General features: G+C 31.3%; 16 protein-coding genes. 2 read left to right on the forward strand and 14 right to left on the reverse strand.

Features of this window, described 5'->3' with window-relative positions; genetic code table 11:
- Positions 1 to 3: 3 nt before the first annotated feature.
- The 6 genes from J2S72_RS02275 to J2S72_RS02300 form a co-directional block, all read right to left on the reverse strand.
- Positions 4 to 1,686 carry a phospho-sugar mutase gene (locus J2S72_RS02275; RefSeq protein ID WP_023055589.1) on the reverse strand — a complete coding sequence of 561 codons (1,683 nt, stop codon included), beginning with the start codon at positions 1,684 to 1,686 and terminating at the stop codon, positions 4 to 6.
- A 14-nt stretch (positions 1,687 to 1,700) separates the two neighbouring features.
- Positions 1,701 to 2,165: a Cys-tRNA(Pro) deacylase gene (gene ybaK / locus J2S72_RS02280; RefSeq protein WP_023055618.1), complete on the reverse strand. Its 465-nt coding sequence runs from the start codon at positions 2,163 to 2,165 to the stop codon at positions 1,701 to 1,703.
- Entirely contained in the window at positions 2,152 to 2,670 is a 519-nt protein-coding gene (locus tag J2S72_RS02285) for a gamma carbonic anhydrase family protein (RefSeq protein WP_023055515.1), read from the reverse strand. The genes ybaK and J2S72_RS02285 overlap by 14 nt, the downstream gene beginning before the upstream one ends.
- Position 2,671: 1 nt before the next feature.
- A complete protein-coding gene (locus J2S72_RS02290) occupies positions 2,672 to 3,484 on the reverse strand; it encodes a metal ABC transporter permease (RefSeq protein ID WP_307494905.1) in 813 nt (270 codons plus the stop codon).
- Positions 3,481 to 4,140, reverse strand: a complete 660-nt coding sequence (locus J2S72_RS02295) for a metal ABC transporter ATP-binding protein (protein WP_023055485.1) — start codon at positions 4,138 to 4,140, stop codon at positions 3,481 to 3,483. The genes J2S72_RS02290 and J2S72_RS02295 overlap by 4 nt, the downstream gene beginning before the upstream one ends.
- 101 nt (positions 4,141 to 4,241) lie before the next feature.
- Positions 4,242 to 5,300, reverse strand: coding sequence for a metal ABC transporter solute-binding protein, Zn/Mn family (locus J2S72_RS02300; protein ID WP_023055622.1), 1,059 nt, complete (start codon positions 5,298 to 5,300; stop codon positions 4,242 to 4,244).
- 175 nt (positions 5,301 to 5,475) lie between these two features.
- On the opposite strand from J2S72_RS02300, the gene rpmB reads away from it, so the two are divergent.
- Both rpmB and J2S72_RS02310 read left to right on the forward strand, forming a co-directional pair.
- On the forward strand, positions 5,476 to 5,667 hold the full coding sequence (gene rpmB / locus J2S72_RS02305; protein ID WP_023055535.1) for a 50S ribosomal protein L28: 192 nt from the start codon (positions 5,476 to 5,478) through the stop codon (positions 5,665 to 5,667).
- Between the two features lie 129 nt (positions 5,668 to 5,796).
- Positions 5,797 to 7,017, forward strand: coding sequence for a hypothetical protein (locus J2S72_RS02310; protein WP_023055590.1), 1,221 nt, complete (start codon positions 5,797 to 5,799; stop codon positions 7,015 to 7,017).
- A 64-nt stretch (positions 7,018 to 7,081) separates the two neighbouring features.
- On the opposite strand, the gene gltS is transcribed toward J2S72_RS02310, so the two are convergent.
- From gltS to J2S72_RS02350, 8 genes are all read right to left on the reverse strand, one after another.
- The gene (gene gltS, locus J2S72_RS02315) at positions 7,082 to 8,335 is read right to left on the reverse strand and encodes a sodium/glutamate symporter (RefSeq protein ID WP_023055508.1); all 1,254 of its coding nucleotides are present in this window, start codon (positions 8,333 to 8,335) and stop codon (positions 7,082 to 7,084) included.
- A gap of 117 nt (positions 8,336 to 8,452) precedes the next feature.
- Positions 8,453 to 9,304, reverse strand: coding sequence for a fumarylacetoacetate hydrolase family protein (locus J2S72_RS02320; protein WP_023055614.1), 852 nt, complete (start codon positions 9,302 to 9,304; stop codon positions 8,453 to 8,455).
- Positions 9,297 to 11,150, reverse strand: a complete 1,854-nt coding sequence (ftsH, locus tag J2S72_RS02325; protein ID WP_023055531.1) for an ATP-dependent zinc metalloprotease FtsH — start codon at positions 11,148 to 11,150, stop codon at positions 9,297 to 9,299. The genes J2S72_RS02320 and ftsH overlap by 8 nt, the downstream gene beginning before the upstream one ends.
- A gap of 36 nt (positions 11,151 to 11,186) precedes the next feature.
- Positions 11,187 to 11,849, reverse strand: coding sequence for a helix-turn-helix transcriptional regulator (locus J2S72_RS02330; protein WP_023055545.1), 663 nt, complete (start codon positions 11,847 to 11,849; stop codon positions 11,187 to 11,189).
- A 162-nt stretch (positions 11,850 to 12,011) separates the two neighbouring features.
- Positions 12,012 to 12,662 carry a V-type ATP synthase subunit D gene (locus J2S72_RS02335; RefSeq protein WP_307494906.1) on the reverse strand — a complete coding sequence of 217 codons (651 nt, stop codon included), beginning with the start codon at positions 12,660 to 12,662 and terminating at the stop codon, positions 12,012 to 12,014.
- A complete protein-coding gene (locus J2S72_RS02340) occupies positions 12,663 to 14,039 on the reverse strand; it encodes a V-type ATP synthase subunit B (RefSeq protein ID WP_023055592.1) in 1,377 nt (458 codons plus the stop codon).
- Positions 14,040 to 15,809 carry a V-type ATP synthase subunit A gene (locus tag J2S72_RS02345; RefSeq protein ID WP_307494907.1) on the reverse strand — a complete coding sequence of 590 codons (1,770 nt, stop codon included), beginning with the start codon at positions 15,807 to 15,809 and terminating at the stop codon, positions 14,040 to 14,042.
- Entirely contained in the window at positions 15,806 to 16,420 is a 615-nt protein-coding gene (locus J2S72_RS02350) for a hypothetical protein (RefSeq protein ID WP_307494908.1), read from the reverse strand. Before J2S72_RS02350 ends, J2S72_RS02345 begins: the two co-directional genes overlap by 4 nt.
- Between the last annotated feature and the right edge of the window lie 3 nt (positions 16,421 to 16,423).

Here is a 16,423-nt window from a genome sequence, read left to right on the forward strand (position 1 = left end):
CACCTACTTTACGGAATTTAACTTTTCTTCAATATCTTCTTTCAGTTTACTTAAAGTTTCTTCAGCAAGTTTTTCATTTTCATTTTTTGTATAAATATAAAATTTTATTTTCGGTTCTGTTCCAGAAGGTCTTAAAGCAAACCATGAACCATCGCTTAATCTGTAAATTAATACATTTGCCTTTAAATTTTCATCTTTTAACAAATCTTCTTGACTTTTAACAGGAATACCTGCAAATTTTTCATAGGATTTTTCTCTAAAATCCTTCATCATTCTCTTGATTCTATCAGAGCCTTCTATTCCTTCGAGAACTAAACTTGTAAGATGCTCTTTATAGTATCCATACTCCTTATATATATCATTCAGAAGCTCTACAAGGCTCTTAGAACGCTTTTTATAGTATGCTGCCATCTCAACTATCATCATAGTAGAAACAACGGCGTCCTTGTCCCTTACGTGGTCTCCATAAACATATCCAATGCTTTCCTCATATCCAAAAATAAAATTATGTTCTTTTGTCTTATCCCAAATATTTGGTAAGTTACAAATATTTTTAAAACCTGTTAAAGTTTCAAAAGTTTGTATACCAAAATCCATGGCAATTCTTTGTCCAAGTTTACCTGTTACTATGGATTTTACAATTGCTCCGTTATCTGGTAAATCTTCCGCTTCCCTAAGGCCGTGTAAAATATAATAAATTAACATAGCTCCCGTTTGATTTCCGTTAAAGGCATAGTAGGTTCCGTCTTTTTTTCTTCCAAGCATTGCAACTCTGTCACAATCAGGGTCAGTTGCTATTATAAGATCTGAATTATATTTTTTGCCATATTCTTCTGCCAATTTAAAAGCCTTAACGTCTTCTGGGTTGGGATATCCAACAGTTGCAAAGGTTGGATCTGGATTTTCCTGTTCTTTAACCACTCTTATATTTTTAAAGCCTCTTTCCTTTAAAACGTGTCTTACAGGATAATTGCCTGTTCCGTTAAGGGGCGAGTAAACAACTTCTATATCCTTATCAATGTCATTGGAAATTTGCTTTTTTAAAGTTTCTTTATAGTAACTTTCATCCAGGTCCTTTGAAATTATTTCAATAAGTCCCTTTTTAACAGCTTCCTCATAAGTAATAAGATCTTTTAAATCATAACTAGATTCTTTTATATTTTCTAAAATTTCATCAGCTATATCTGAAAGAATTTGTGAACCCTTATCCCAGTAAACTTTATATCCGTTATAAATCTTTGGATTGTGAGAAGCTGTTATTACAATTCCTGCCTGAGTATTTAAATATCTCACTGCATATGAAAGCATGGGAGTCGGTCTTATATCATCAAAAAGATAGGTTTTTATTCCCCTACTTGCAAAAACTCTTGCGGCAATTATGCTAAATTCATGGGAATTAAATCTAACATCATGGGCGATTACTATTCCTTTTTTTACTGCTTCCTTGCCATGATTTATAATTGTACGAGCAAGACCTTCCGATGCCCTTTTTATAACATAGGGGTTCATCCTGTTTGTGCCCACACCCATTATTCCTCTTAAGCCTGCTGTTCCGAATTCCAAATCCTTATAAAATCTGTCTTTTATTTCTTCTTCATTTTTTTCTATTGATTTAAGTTCATTTTTTGAATCCTCATCTAAAAAATCACTCTTTAACCAATCTTCATAAATTTTTCTATAATCCATAACTTCTCCTAATATTAATTTATAATATCTGCAAATGTTCCATCCACGACACTTATTAAGTCTTGTGGATTTATTTCCAGCTGCATCCCAACTTTGCCTGCACTTACAAAAAATTTATCAAAATTTTTTGCACTTTCATGTATGAAGGTTTTAAATTGCTTTTTCATTCCCACAGGACTGCAACCTCCATGAATGTAGCCTGTAGTTGGCAAGAGTTCCTTTAAGGGCAACATTTCAATTTTCTTTACCTGTGCAACCTGAGCAGCTTTTTTTAAATTCAGTTCCTCTCCTACAGGTATAACAAAGACAAAGTGGTCATCTTTTGATTTTGTGACAAGAGTTTTGAAAACTTTATTTGGATCTTGACCCAATTTTTTTGCTGCATCAAGCCCTGTTATGTTTTCATCCGGCTCATACACATTTAGTTTATAATTAACCTTTTCCCTATCTAAAATTCTCATGGCATTAGTTTTTTTCATTTAACATAAACTCCTTAGACCTATTGACATAAAATTTCCAGGTAAAATCTATCATTTTTAAATTTTTATCAGACACTTTTCTTAAAACTTTTGCAGGACTGCCCACAACTAAAGAAAAGGGTGGTATTTCCATTTTCCCAGTTACAAGACTCCCTGCTGCAACAAGGCTGTGATGACCTATGTGAGCTCCATCAAGAATAATAGATCCCATTCCTATTAAAGTATCATGCTCAATCTTACAGCTATGAAGCATAACTTTATGACCTATAGTAACCCTATCTCCTATAATTATATCTTCATCAAAAGCATTTACATGGAGCATACACATATCTTCAATTACTGAATTTTCTCCAATAAGGATCCTGTTTGAATCCCCTCTTAAAACAGAATTAAAATATACACTTGAATTTTGTCCGAGGACTACATCTCCGATTAAGGTTGCATTTTCAGCTATAAAGTTGCTTTCATTAAATTGAGGCATTTTTTTATTGAATGCTATAATCACTTTAACACCCCTTATTATTTAATACCCATTTTTTTATACTTAAAATAATAAGAAGACTAATAATTCCCATAAGAACTATTGTGCCTCCAGGTTTTAAACCAAGGTAAAAGGAAATAAAAAGGCCTGAAATAGTAAAGAAAATTCCAAACAAAGATGATAAAAAAGTGGTTTTTAAGTATCCCTTTTCAAATTGCATGGCACAGGCAACGGGAATCACCATAAGTGATGAAATAATTAAAATTCCAACTGTCCTTGCAGATACTGAAATTGTTACTGCAATTAAAATAATGAAAATATAATTTATTCTATCTACTTTTACTCCACTAAGTCTTGCAGAACTTTCATCAAAAGAAACATACAAAAGATCTCTGTAAAAATAAATGAAGGTCAAAAAAACAATAATTGATACTGCAATTATTAAATAAAATTCTCCATCTGTAATTGCAACTATGGACCCAAAAAGATAAGATTCAAAATTTTGAGCTTTTTTTACAAATCCTGCTAAAATTGATGCAGCTCCAATGCCGACTGACATTATAATGGCAGTGGAAATTTCTTCATATCCAGGAAAGTTTTTTCTTATTAGTTCCAGAACAATTCCTGCAATTACACAGGTAATTATAGATGTGTAAATAGGAGTTACACTTAACATAAGTCCCAACATAACTCCTGCAAGGGATACATGAGATAAGGCATCTCCTATAACGGATATTTTTTTGTTGACCACAACAATTCCCATAAATGGAATTATAATTGAAAGGAGAAATCCTACAATTAAGGCTCTTATCATGTAATCATAGGTAAAAATACTCATAATTTTTTTATCAAGCTCCCTTCTTTTAATTCATAAATTTTATTTACATAGTCTTTTACACTGCTTATATCGTGGGTTATCATCAAAATACTGGTATTGTGAAATTTATTTAAGTGATACAAAAGTTGATATAATTTTTTAACAGTTTTTTCATCCACTCCGTTAGTAGGCTCATCTAAAAGTAAAATATCAGGACTGTTTGAAAGTGCCTTTGCCAGTAAAACCCTCTGTCTTTGCCCCCCTGAAAGTTTTGAATAAAGTCTATCTTTATAATCTTCCATTCCCACAAGACTTAAAGCATCTAAAACAAAGTCACTATTGTCCTTGCCAATGAATCTAAATCCTTTTAAATCCCTATATTTTCCAAGACTTATAAGTTCACTTACAGTAATGGGGAAATTTTTTGAAGAAACATTTTGAATCTGCGGAACATAGGCTATAGCCTTATAAAATTCCTCATCACTTTTAAAATAGCTTATCTTCCCTTCTCTTGGTTTTAATTCTCTTAATATAAGTTTTATTAAAGTTGACTTACCTGCACCGTTACTACCTAAAAGAGCTATAAAATCTCCTTTAAAAACTTTTAAATTAATATTTTTTAAAATATCTTCTTTGGTATAGCCAAAAAATAAATTTTCTATTTGTAATAATTCCATAAAATAAATGGGAAGTCTTTGACTTCCCCTCCTTTTTTTAATATTAAAAATCTCAAATTTTTATTTTACCGGAGCTTTAGTTATTTATACCTAATTTCGCTTTATTTTAAAGCTTCAAGTAAGTTAGATAAATTAGCTTTCATAATAGAAAAATAATCATCTTGATTTTTAACTTGTTCTTCACTTAATCCTTCAAGAGGAGAAAGGGTAAGAACTTTTGCTCCTGTTTCCTTGGCAATAGTTTCTGCAACTTTAGGATCTATTAATTCTTCAGAAAAAATAACCTTAATTCCCTTATTTTTTACAAGATCAATAATATTTGCAATAGTTTTTGCATCCGGTTCAGACTCTGCATTTATGCCTTCAATTGCAATTTGTTTTAAATTATAATCACGACAAAGATATCCAAAAGCTTGATGAGAAACTACAATTTCTCTATTTTCAAGACCCTCAAGATCAGTTTTAAATTCATTATCAAGAGCATCTAATTCTTTCAAATAATTTTCTAAATTTTCCTTGTAGTAAGTTTCATTTTCAGGATCAAGTTTTATAAGAGCCTGACAGATGTTTTGCATTTCAATCTTTGCATTTTTAGGGCTTATCCAAACATGGGGATCCATTCCGCCTTCGTGTTCATGGTCATGTTCTTCCCCTTCATGTTCATGATCGTGGTTTTCTCCTTCGTGATCATGATTATGGTCTTCTCCTTCGTGTTCATGATCATGGTCATGGTCTTCTTCATCATGTTCTTCTTCATCGTCATGATGATGGTGATGCCCTTCCATAAGTTCAACCCCTTGACTCGCTTCACAAAATTCAACTTTTCCTTTTAAAGTTTCTTGTAATTTGTCTATAAAGCTTTCAAGACCTGCGCCGTTATAAATAAATAAATTTCCTTCTCCAATGTTTTTAACATCATCGCTTGATAATTCATATCCGTGAGGTTCACTTCCATTTGGTACAAGGAGTTTCACATCTAATTTATCTCCTGCGATTTTTTTTGTAAAGTCATATATAGGATATATACTTGTGTAAACAACTTTTTTATCTTCTTTATTTTCTTTATTTTCTTCTTTATTACTGCTATTTTTTTGTCCGCTTGAACAAGCTGTTAAAATCATTGCTAAAGATAGAAAAATAGCAACTAATGATTTTTTCATTTTTTTCCTCCTGAAATTTTTTTGCGAAGAGTAACATGGATTAATTGAAAATCCATATTAATAATATTAACAAAGTGATAAAAAAAATTCAATATTATAAATTTTATTTGCCATACTTTGCTTTCTTGTGTTATAATAATTCCTGCTATTTAATGAATAACAAGGAGGTGTCATTGTGGCTAAAAAATGTGATATTTGCGGAAAGACAAAAGTTTTTGGAAATACGGTTTCATTCTCACATAAAAGAGGAAACAGAAGCTGGGCTCCTAATATAAGAAGAGTAAAAGCTATGGTTGACGGACATCCAAAGAGAATTAATGTTTGTACCAGATGCCTAAGAAGTAAAAAAGTTGAAAGAGCAATCTAATTAAGGCTTCAATGAAGCCTTTTTTGTTTGCTCTTTTTTATGTAATTTTGGTGAAATTTTTTCATTTTATATTTCTATATTTTACAATGTGCTAAAATTAAATCAGCTGTTTAAATGTTAGGAGGTATTATGAAAAACAGAAAACTCATTTTTATTTTAGCTCTATCACTTTTATTTATGTTCGGTTGTCAAAACACAAATAAAAAGGTTGAGCAAAAAGAAGAAGAAAAGCAAGCTTTTACAAGCAGCTTAACTGAAGTAAGTCAAAATAGTTTTAAGGAAAGTCTCGATTCTATTTTAGGTCAAAGCGACGAAGAAATTCCCCAGTCTGATGATGAAAGAATAAACATAATTATTACAGCTTTAGACAGAGCAGGATTTTTAAACATTGCTGATACCTATAGTGATGAAAAACTTCAAGATGCAGTTAAGGGTTTAAAAATTGAAGAAGCTAAAGATTTTGGAAAATATCTTGCAGTTGCAAAAGATGTTTTTGGTCTTGATGACAATGGAATTAATAGTTTTTTAGAAAAAAAAGATGAAAAATCCGATTTAGCTTTTGTGCAAAATCTTGAAGGGCAAGTTTTAAAATATCAAAACAAATTAGAAAATTTTATAGGTTTAACAAGTGATAAGGATATTTATCAAAAATTAAATCAAGCTTATAATGAATTTACATTTTTTAAGGGCAATCCTCTTGAAAAATTGGGAATGGAAGCAATTTTAGACAGCACTACAACAGGCTATAACGTTAAATATAAAGGTTATAAATCAAATTTTGACCCAAATCTTACAATAGTATACTCTCATGACAACATTAGACACGCTCAACAACTTATAAAATTATTAGCCGATGAAAATATAAAAGCAAAAGTTCAATTGGAACCTAAGACAAGTTCTTTTGAATATATGATTGATTGGGGTCCAGTTCCGGAACCTACTGATAAATATGAAGTTGTAAAGATCGGCGAAAACAGATATCTTGCAAATGCACTGGAATATGATCTTTTATTTGAATTTGAAAATGAAGAAGATTTAAATAAATTTGATGGTCTTATTTTACAATATGCAAAGAAAAATGAAGGCAATGAAGAAGGAAAAGGACTTTTATACAGTTCTTGGTGGCAACCTTTATACCATACTGCTAAAGAAATGAAAGAAGGCTATGAAGCTGTTACTGAAAATATAATTTCAAAGGGAAATTTTGAAATGTACTCCATTACAAAAAATGAAGATGCAAAAAAATTCTCAGATGGCTTATTAAGTAAAGATAACACTTTAAAAATTGAAAGTAATTTAATTTCAGTTGATCAAGCATTTTATAGATATTTAAACGGCGATTTTAAATAATATTTAAAAAATTTAAAAAAAGATAAGGATTTTATTTTCCTTATCTTTTTTTTATTTATATTATTTAAAATTTTAATTGTGCAAAAAAAGTTATGGCAACTACATTTATTATGTCAAGAGCAAAAGCGCCAACCATAGGAACTATAAAATATGCCTTTCTTGATGACCCGTACTCGCTTGTTATAGAATCCATATTTGCCATTGCATTATAGGTTGCCCCCATTCCAAAGCCACAAAGTCCACCTGCCAATACTGCCGCATCATAATTTTTTCCCATAATTCTAAATACTATAAAATAGGCAAATAAAATTATGGCAAAAGTTTGAGCAAATAAAATTATAAGCATAGGACCAAAAACTGATTTTAATTGAGTTAAATCCAAAGTTATAAGAGCAACTACCAAAAATATATTAAGTCCTATATCTCCGCAAATATCATTTGCTCTCTTGTCGATTTTATAGATTTTATTTTTACCTAAGGTATTTACATAAAGTCCCGCTATTATCATTGAAACTACGTATTCCGGTAAATTTAATGGTGTGCCTTCAATAAATATATTTTTTGCAATAATTTTATTTACTATCACACCTATGGAAATTGCTATAAACATTATAAGTAAAGTTTTTAGAAAATCTTCTCCCTTTAATTCTGATGGAATTTGACCTCTTTTTTCTCCTAAGGGGATTCTTAAAACACCATTTTCTTCCAAATCAATTTGATCTTTTTTCAAATCATTGCTTTTTAAATTATATCGTCTTATAAGACTTGAACCTAAAGGTCCTCCTATTAAAGAGCCCATTATTACTCCGAAAGTTGCAGCCGCCATAGAGATAACTTGACCTGATACTAAACCTAAGCTTTCAAGAGTTGGACCCCATGCTCCTGCTGTTCCATGTCCTCCTGCCATTGTTATTGATCCACAGGCAAGACCAAAGAGTACATTTTGTTTTAAAATTTTTGCTAAAAACATTCCAAGAAAATTTTGTAAAATTATCAAAAGTCCTGTTACTGCAGTAAAGACAAAAAATCCTTTGCCGCCTTTTTTTAATGTTTCAATATCTGCTCCAAGACCTATACTCGTAAAAAATACCATCATAAAAGGATCTTTTAAAGTTGTGTCCATCTCAAAACTTGCTAGGTTTTGAGTCTTTAAAATTAAATGTATTAACGAAAATAAAAATCCTCCTATTACCGGTGCTGGTATACAAAATCTTTGGAAAAATTTCACTTTTGTTCTTAAAAATTTCCCCAGGTATAACATTACAAGTCCTATTGCAACAGTGCTCATCATATTAATTTTTATAACTTTTTCAAACATTTTTCTCTCCTAAATAAAAATTTAAAAAATATTATAGCACTAATGATTTAATTTGTTAATAAGGAAAATTTTGCAAATAAAAAAAAGATGAAAGTTTTTCATCTTTTTAAATTAAATTTATTTAACAAAATTTGTAAGCTCACCTATATTTTCTATAAAACAAGTTACCTTATCGTTTTTCTTTAAATATTTAGGCGGATTAAAGCCTCCTCCAACACCCTTAGGGGTTCCTGTAAAAATTATGTCTCCGGCTTTTATGGTCATGCCCTTTGATAAATCTATTAATATTCTTTTTATATTAAAAATTAAATTTTTTGTGTTTGAATTTTGCCTAAGCTCTCCATTTACAAAACTTTTTATTTCTAAATTTTCAACTTGCAAATCTTTTGCGTCTACAATGTAGGGCCCAATTGCACAAAAATCATCTAAGCTCTTTCCCTTCATCCATTGGGAATAATCTTTTTGTAAATCTCTTGCTGAAAAATCATTTGCTATGGAATACCCGAAAATTACACTCTCAGCATTTTCTTCAGTTAAATTTTTACAATCACGTCCAATTATTAAGGCAAGTTCCGCTTCATAGTCTGGGCAAGTGCTGGGAGAATCACTTACATTTATGTAATCTCCGTCCCCTAAAATTCTGTTCATGTTTTTTGTAAAAAACACAGGATATTCAGGCTCTTTTTCCATCTGTAAATCTTTTATTTCACTAAGATGCTCTCTATAATTCATACCTACACAAAAAATTCCTCTTTGAGGAACTTCTATAGGGCTTATTATTCTAACATCGTTTTTTAATCTTGCCTTTGAATTTAAGATAACATTATTAGAAAGCCTAGGACCCTTAATATATTCTATTAGGGTCCCAGGCATATCATTAAAATTTTCTCTAATATCAAAAACATATTCTTCATTTAAAATGCCATAAGACTTTATGCCTTTTCTTTCAAAGCTGATATATTTAATCATATTTTCTTAAAATCTCCATAAATTCTTCCCCTGTTATAGTTTCTCTTGTAAGAAGATAGTTGGCAATTTCATGAAGAGCTTCATTGTTTTCTTTTAAAATATTTATAGCTTTTTCATGAGCTTTTTCAATTAAGTTTCTTACAGCAATGTCTATTTCATGGGCAGTTTTATCTGAAACTGTAAGATTTGCATCTGAGCCTAAATAACGATTATTAACTTCAGCCATTGCTACAAAACCAAAATCGTCGCTCATTCCATATCTTGTAATCATTGCCTTTGCAATTTTTGTCGCCTGTTCAATATCGTTACTTGCACCAGATGTTTTTGTTCCGAAAATTAATTCTTCAGCACTCCTTCCACCTGTTAAGGTAACTATTTTATTAAAGGCTTCATCTTTTGACATTAAGAATTTTTCTTCTTCGTCAACTTGCATTGTATAGCCAAGGGCACCTGAAGTTCTTGGAACTATAGTTATCTTATGAACTGGCGCTGAGTTTGTTTGTCTCGCAGCAACAAGGGCGTGACCAACTTCATGATATGCAATAATTTCTTTTTCTATTGGAGAAATAACTGCATTTTTTCTCTCATATCCTGCAAGAACAACTTCAACTGATTCTTCAATATCCCTTTGATTCATGGCATTTCTGCCTTCTCTTACTGCACGAAGAGCAGCTTCATTTATCATGTTTGCAAGATCTGCTCCACTGGCTCCTGCTGTGGCAAGGGCTATTGCCTTATAATCTATAGTAGCTTCACGTCTTATCTTTTTTGCATGGACTTTTAAAATTGCTTCACGTCCTGCTAAATCAGGAAGTTCTACTGGAATTCTTCTATCAAATCTTCCTGGCCTTAAAAGAGCAGGATCAAGAGAATCGGGTCTATTTGTTGCTGCTAAAATAACAACCCCTAATTTTGAATCAAAACCGTCCATTTCACTTAAAAGTTGGTTAAGAGTTTGCTCTCTTTCATCGTTTCCACTAAAGCCTGAACCATCTCTTTTTTTACCTATTGTATCAATTTCATCTATAAAAACTATACAGGGCGCTTTTTCTTGAGCTTGTTTAAATAAATCTCTCACTTTTGCAGCTCCAAGTCCTACAAACATTTCAACAAATTCTGAACCTGAAATTGAAAAGAAAGGCACATTTGCTTCTCCTGCAACTGCTTGGGCAAGAAGAGTTTTTCCTGTTCCAGGAGGTCCTACTAAAAGTGCTCCCTTGGGAAGTTTTGCACCTATATCCGTATATTTTTCCGGAGAGTGTAAAAAATTTACTATTTCTGTTAATTGGTCCTTAGCTTCATCTTGTCCAGCTACATTTTTAAATGTTATTCCATCAGTGCTTTTTACATAAATTTTGGCATTACTTTTGCCAAAACTCATGGGACCTACTCCGCCTTCGCCAAATTTTTTAAATACAGTTCTTGATAAAATCTGGCCTATAATTATAAACATGAGTATCATAGAAATCATGTAAATAATATTACTTGCTATGGGGTTTAGCTGACTTGGAAAAATTCTATCGGTTTTTACTCCTGAATCAATTAGCCTTTGAGCTAAAAAACCGTCTTCCATCCTGTAGGTCTTATAAACTACATTTTTTTCTCCCTTTAAAGTAAAGTTAATTTCCCTATCTTTTACTTGAACTTCCTCAGCTTCTTTTTTATTAAGATGCTTAATAAAAGTTACATAGTCCACATCTTTTATATTCGACTCAGGTTTTGAGAGAAAATATGGCTTAAAAATTAAAGGGATTGCTATTATAACAAGAATTCCTATTATATAATAAGCAATCTTTATATTTTTAATCTTATTTTTATTTTTATTGTCCTTATTTATTTCAATCACCTCTAAATAAAATTATACCCATTATAGACTAAAAACTCACTCTTCTTCATTAAGATTTGACAAGTATCTGTATATGGTTGGTTCTGATATTTTAAGTCTTTCTGCAACAAATTGAAGAGATTGCCTTATGGCAAAAATTTTTTTATCATTAAGTTCTTTTACAATTTGTATTTTTTCTTTTTTCGATAGATTTTCAGGACTGGGATATTTATCAACAACATCATCAATTATATGTTTTGCATAATCTATAATTGAAATTGTTACATTCTCCGACTGTTTTGCAAGATGATCTTTATCTATTCTTTGAAAATAATTTTGATTTACAAGCTCATCAGGATGACAAAGTCCGAGAATTGTTTCAGCAACTTTTTCAAACCTTTTTCCATCAAAATTTATACACATTATACCCTTTAAATTTTCTTCGTCATCTTTTATAAAAAAAGTGGAGCAACGTAAAAATTTATTTCCCTTTGCAATGCCTCTATAATTTGGCCTGAAATCCATATTTTTATAAATTTTTTCTTCCAAACTCTTTTTTGTAAATTCAGTTAGAGGATCTCCTATATTTCGCCCTGATATAACTCCATTGTATATAGCTATTATTTTACCCTGATCCTCGTTTATTTCATATAAAACCACTTCATAATCAGGTCCCAAGGTGACTCCTAAAAATTCAACCAATTTAATATATTCTTCCATAAAACTGCCTTTCTTAAATTTATATTTCTAATAAAATTTTATCACAAAAATAAAAATATAAATCTTGTTTAATAAAATATTTGTTAAATCTTAATTTTTTATTTAGATATTCCATAAAAAAACTGCTGAAATAATGATTTCAACAGTTCTTTTAATTTTATTTTATGCTGTTTGTATATTTTTTATTTTGGCCTTTTTTCTTGTCTTTTTGTCTTTAACTTTTTTCAATCTGAAAAAGTCTTCTCTTTCCTTTTCGCCTAAAATATTTTCAATGTTTTTTACTATTTGCGTATATTCGGGAATTAATTTTTTATCAAGAGCATTTGCTCTTCGACCTGTTTTTTTTATTTCCGTAGCAAGCCTAAAAACTGCATTTTCAACTTCCGCCAATTGGTAAATCAAATATTTTACATTATTTAAATCAAAGGATGCCATATCAAAAGCCGTCGTAGTTTTGTGAATTGAGTAGCCTCCCTTGTTTTTTTTCTTCTCGTATTTTATAAGGGGGATTTCAACTCCCATTACAGACCTTGACAAAATTTCATAGTTTTCTTCAAGGGGAACTGATTTTGATATTTCATAAACTTGTTGGGTGCCCATTGTTATTGTTGCATCTTCAAGGGCGTCATAAGATTCTTTAAAAGCTGTCACAATTGTTTCTTGAAGTTTTGCCGCTTGTTTATTTAAATCCATCATTTCTTTTATTAAAACGGTTCTCTTTTTATCTAAAAGCTCATAACCTTTTTTTGCGAAGGTAAGTTGACCCTTGATTTCCATCAAGTTTGCCTTTGTAGGGACTATATTTTTATTCATCTAATCACCTAAATATTTTTCTTTTAATTCCGGGCTTATTCTGTCTAAAGATTCTTTTGGTAAAATTTTTAATAAGTCCCAACCAAGGTCCAGAGTTTGTTCAATGGATCTGTTTTCATTGAATCCCTGGGTTAAAAATCTTTTTTCAAAAGCTTCTTGAAATTCCAGAAATTTTTTATCTGATTCTGAAAGTTCTTCGCTTCCTATTATTTGTGAAAGGGCTCTTACTTCCACTGCGTTTGAATAAGATGCAAAAAGTTGTGACGAAACATCTGCGTGGTCTTCTCTTGTATATCCATCTCCTATACCGTCTTTCATAAGTCTCGATAGAGATGGTAATATATTCACAGGAGGATAAACTCCGCTTGCATTTAATTCCCTTGAAAGAACTATCTGTCCTTCAGTAATATAACCTGTAAGGTCAGGAATAGGATGAGTAATATCATCATTAGGCATTGTTAAGATTGGTATTAAAGTTACAGATCCTTCTAAACCTCTAATCATTCCAGCTCTTTCGTAAAGCATGGCAAGGTCTGAATAAAGATGACCAGGATATCCTTTACGGGAAGGCACTTCTTCTCTTGATGATGAAACTTCACGAAGGGCTTCTCCATAACTTGTTAAATCACTCATTATTACAAGGACATGCATATTTTTTTCAAAAGCCAAATATTCTGCTGCCGTTAAGGCACATTTCGGTACTATAAGTCTTTCCATAATGGGATCGTCTGCATAGTTAATATACATTACTACTTTTTCGGAAACTCCTGCACTTTTAAATTGTTCTATAAAATAATTTGCTTCATCATGTTTTACACCAATGGCAGCAAAAACAATGGCAAAGTTATCTTGACCTTTAGAACTTATTTTTGCCTGTCTTACTATTTGAGCTGCAAGTTTATTGTGAGGAAGTCCTGAGCCAGAAAAAATTGGAAGTTTTTGTCCTCTTATTAAAGTCATAAGACCATCTATTGAAGATATTCCCGTTTGTATAAAATTCCTTGGATAAAGTCTTGCAACAGGATTTATAGGTCTTCCATTTACATTTAAAAAGGTTTCTGAATAAATATCCGTTCCCTTATCTATAGGTCTTCCCAATCCATCAAAAACCCTTCCTAATATTTCTTTTGACATAGGTAGGGTAAAGGGTTTTGCTTCAAATTCAACTTTCATGTTTTTTGTGGAAATACCCAGGCTTTCTCCGAAAACTTGTACTGTGGCCTTGTCATCATCAATTTTTATAACTTGACCTATCATTTGACGGGAATTATCCGCTGAGGAAATTTTTACAACTTCATCAAAGGAAACATCATGAAGATTTGAAAGCTCAATAATTGAACCTTCAACTTTATCTAATAGTAAATATTCTTTTTTCATCTAATCACCTACATAAGTTGAAATAAGATTTGAATAATAGTCTCTTATCTCATTGTTAATCTTCACTATATTTTCCAAATTGTCGTTTTCTACAGTGTATTTCATATTTATTACACTTTCATATAGCTCATCATTTTTTACTTTTGAAATTGGGATTCCTCTTTTTACAGCTTCCATTCCTTCAGTGTAAAGAAGATCTATGGTCCTTAACATTTCAAATTGTTTCTTTAAAGGCACATAAGTGTCCGTAGCATTAAAGGCATTTTGTTGTAAAAAGGCAACTTTTATAACTTTGCAAATTGCCAGTATAAGTCTTTGATCGTCAGGAAGTACATCTTCTCCTACAAGCATTACTATTTCATTAAGCTTTGCTTCTTGATGAAGTAAATACAAAAACTTAGTCCTAAGTCCCGGCAAATCTCCGTCTAAATTTATATCATAATAATTTTTAAGCATTTCAGTATAGCCTGAATAAGAATTCATCCAATTTATGGCTGGATAGTGCCTTGCGTATGCAAGATTTTTATCCAAAGCTAAAAACACATTTACAAATCTTTTTGTGTTTTCGGTTACAGGTTCTGAAAAATCTCCTCCTGCAGGAGAAACTGCTCCTATTAAAGTTACAGATCCTTCCTGACCGCATAGACTGTTTACATAACCTCCTCTTTCATAAAAACCTGCTATTCTCGAAGGAAGATATGCTGGATATCCTTCTTCTGCTGGCATTTCTTCAAGACGTCCTGATATTTCACGAAGAGCTTCTGCCCAACGAGATGTTGAGTCCCCCATTAATGCCACATGATAGCCTTGATCTCTAAAGTACTCGGCAATAGTTATACCTGTATAAATTGATGCTTCACGAGCTGCTACTGGCATGTTTGAAGTATTTGCAATTAAAATTGTTCTATCCATTAAAGGTTTTTGAGTGTGAGGGTCTATTAGCTTAGGAAAATCTTCAAGAACTTCTGTCATTTCATTTCCTCTTTCGCCACAACCTATATAGACAATTATGTCTGCATCACAATACTTGGCAATTTGGTGTTGAGTCATTGTTTTTCCAGTTCCGAATCCTCCTGGAAGAGCTGCAGTTCCACCTTTTGCTATGGGAAAGAAAACATCAAAAATTCTTTGACCAGTTACAAGAAGTTTATCAATTTTTAATCTTTCTTTAACAGGTCTTGGAATCCTTACAGGCCAGTTTTGATACATCTTAACATCTATTACTATGCCTTCTTCATTTTTGACCCTTATAAGTACCTTCTCGATGTTGTAGGACCCATCCTGAACTATATCAACTATCTCTCCATTTACATCTACAGGAATTAAAAGTCTGTGGGTTATGATTTCAGTTTCTTCTACTTCCCCAAAAATTTGTCCGCCCTTGACTTTTTCTCCTTTTTTTACAAGAAATTTAACATCCCAAAGTTTTTCTTCATCAAGAGATATAAGGCCTATTCCTTCAGGCATAAAGTTTCCATATTCATCTTTTATTTTATTTAAGGGACGTTCAATTCCGTCAAACATATTTGATAAAAGTCCTGGACCAAGTTTAAGACTTAAGGGTGCTCCTGTAGAAGTAATCTCCTCATTTCTTTTTAAGCCTGTAGTATCTTCATAAACTTGAACGGTTCCCAAATCCCCTTCAATTGAAATTACTTCTCCAATTAATTTTTTTTCTCCAACAACGACCATTTCACGCATTTTAAATTTTGACATGTCTCTTCCAACTATTACAGGGCCGTTTATTGATTTAATATGACCTATATTCAATTTCCCACCTCTTCAAGTTCAAAGTAGAACATTTTTCCTATTTCATATTTTGAATCTTCTATTTTAGTTTTAAGAGAACAATCAATTTTATAAGTTTTTTCAATATCTGAAATTTTAAAGCCTCCTATTTGGCTTTTATCCATATCTATTAAAATTATTTGCATATTATTTTTTTTGGCAATTGCCATTAATTGGTCTTTTGCCGAATCATATGCCATAATTTCCAAATAATATGTGCCTTTTTCCAATCCTGCTATAGCTTTTTCAAATAAATTTTTTTGTAAATCAAAATAAGAGTCGGTTTTTGTAAATTCTTCCCCTGCTTTAAACAAATCTTCAATAAATCTTGCCAGTAAATTTTCATTTTTTTCAAGTCTTAAAATTCTTTGACTTTCATTTGCTTGAGCAATCATTTCATATTTTTTTTCTTTTGCAAGGGATACTCTTCTGTCAATTAAATCTTGAGATTTTTTTTGAAATTCAATTTCTTTTTCTTTTAAAAGCTCTTGGCTTTTTAAAATTTCATTTTGAATTTTTTCTTGGCACTCCTTTTCTCTTTCTTTAAAGACGAGTTTATTAAAAAGCACCATTTTGTTTTCAAGTAATATCATATG

It is taken from the genome of Peptoniphilus koenoeneniae, assembly GCF_030812875.1.
Classification (GTDB): Bacteria; Bacillota; Clostridia; order Tissierellales; family Peptoniphilaceae; genus Peptoniphilus_B; species Peptoniphilus_B koenoeneniae.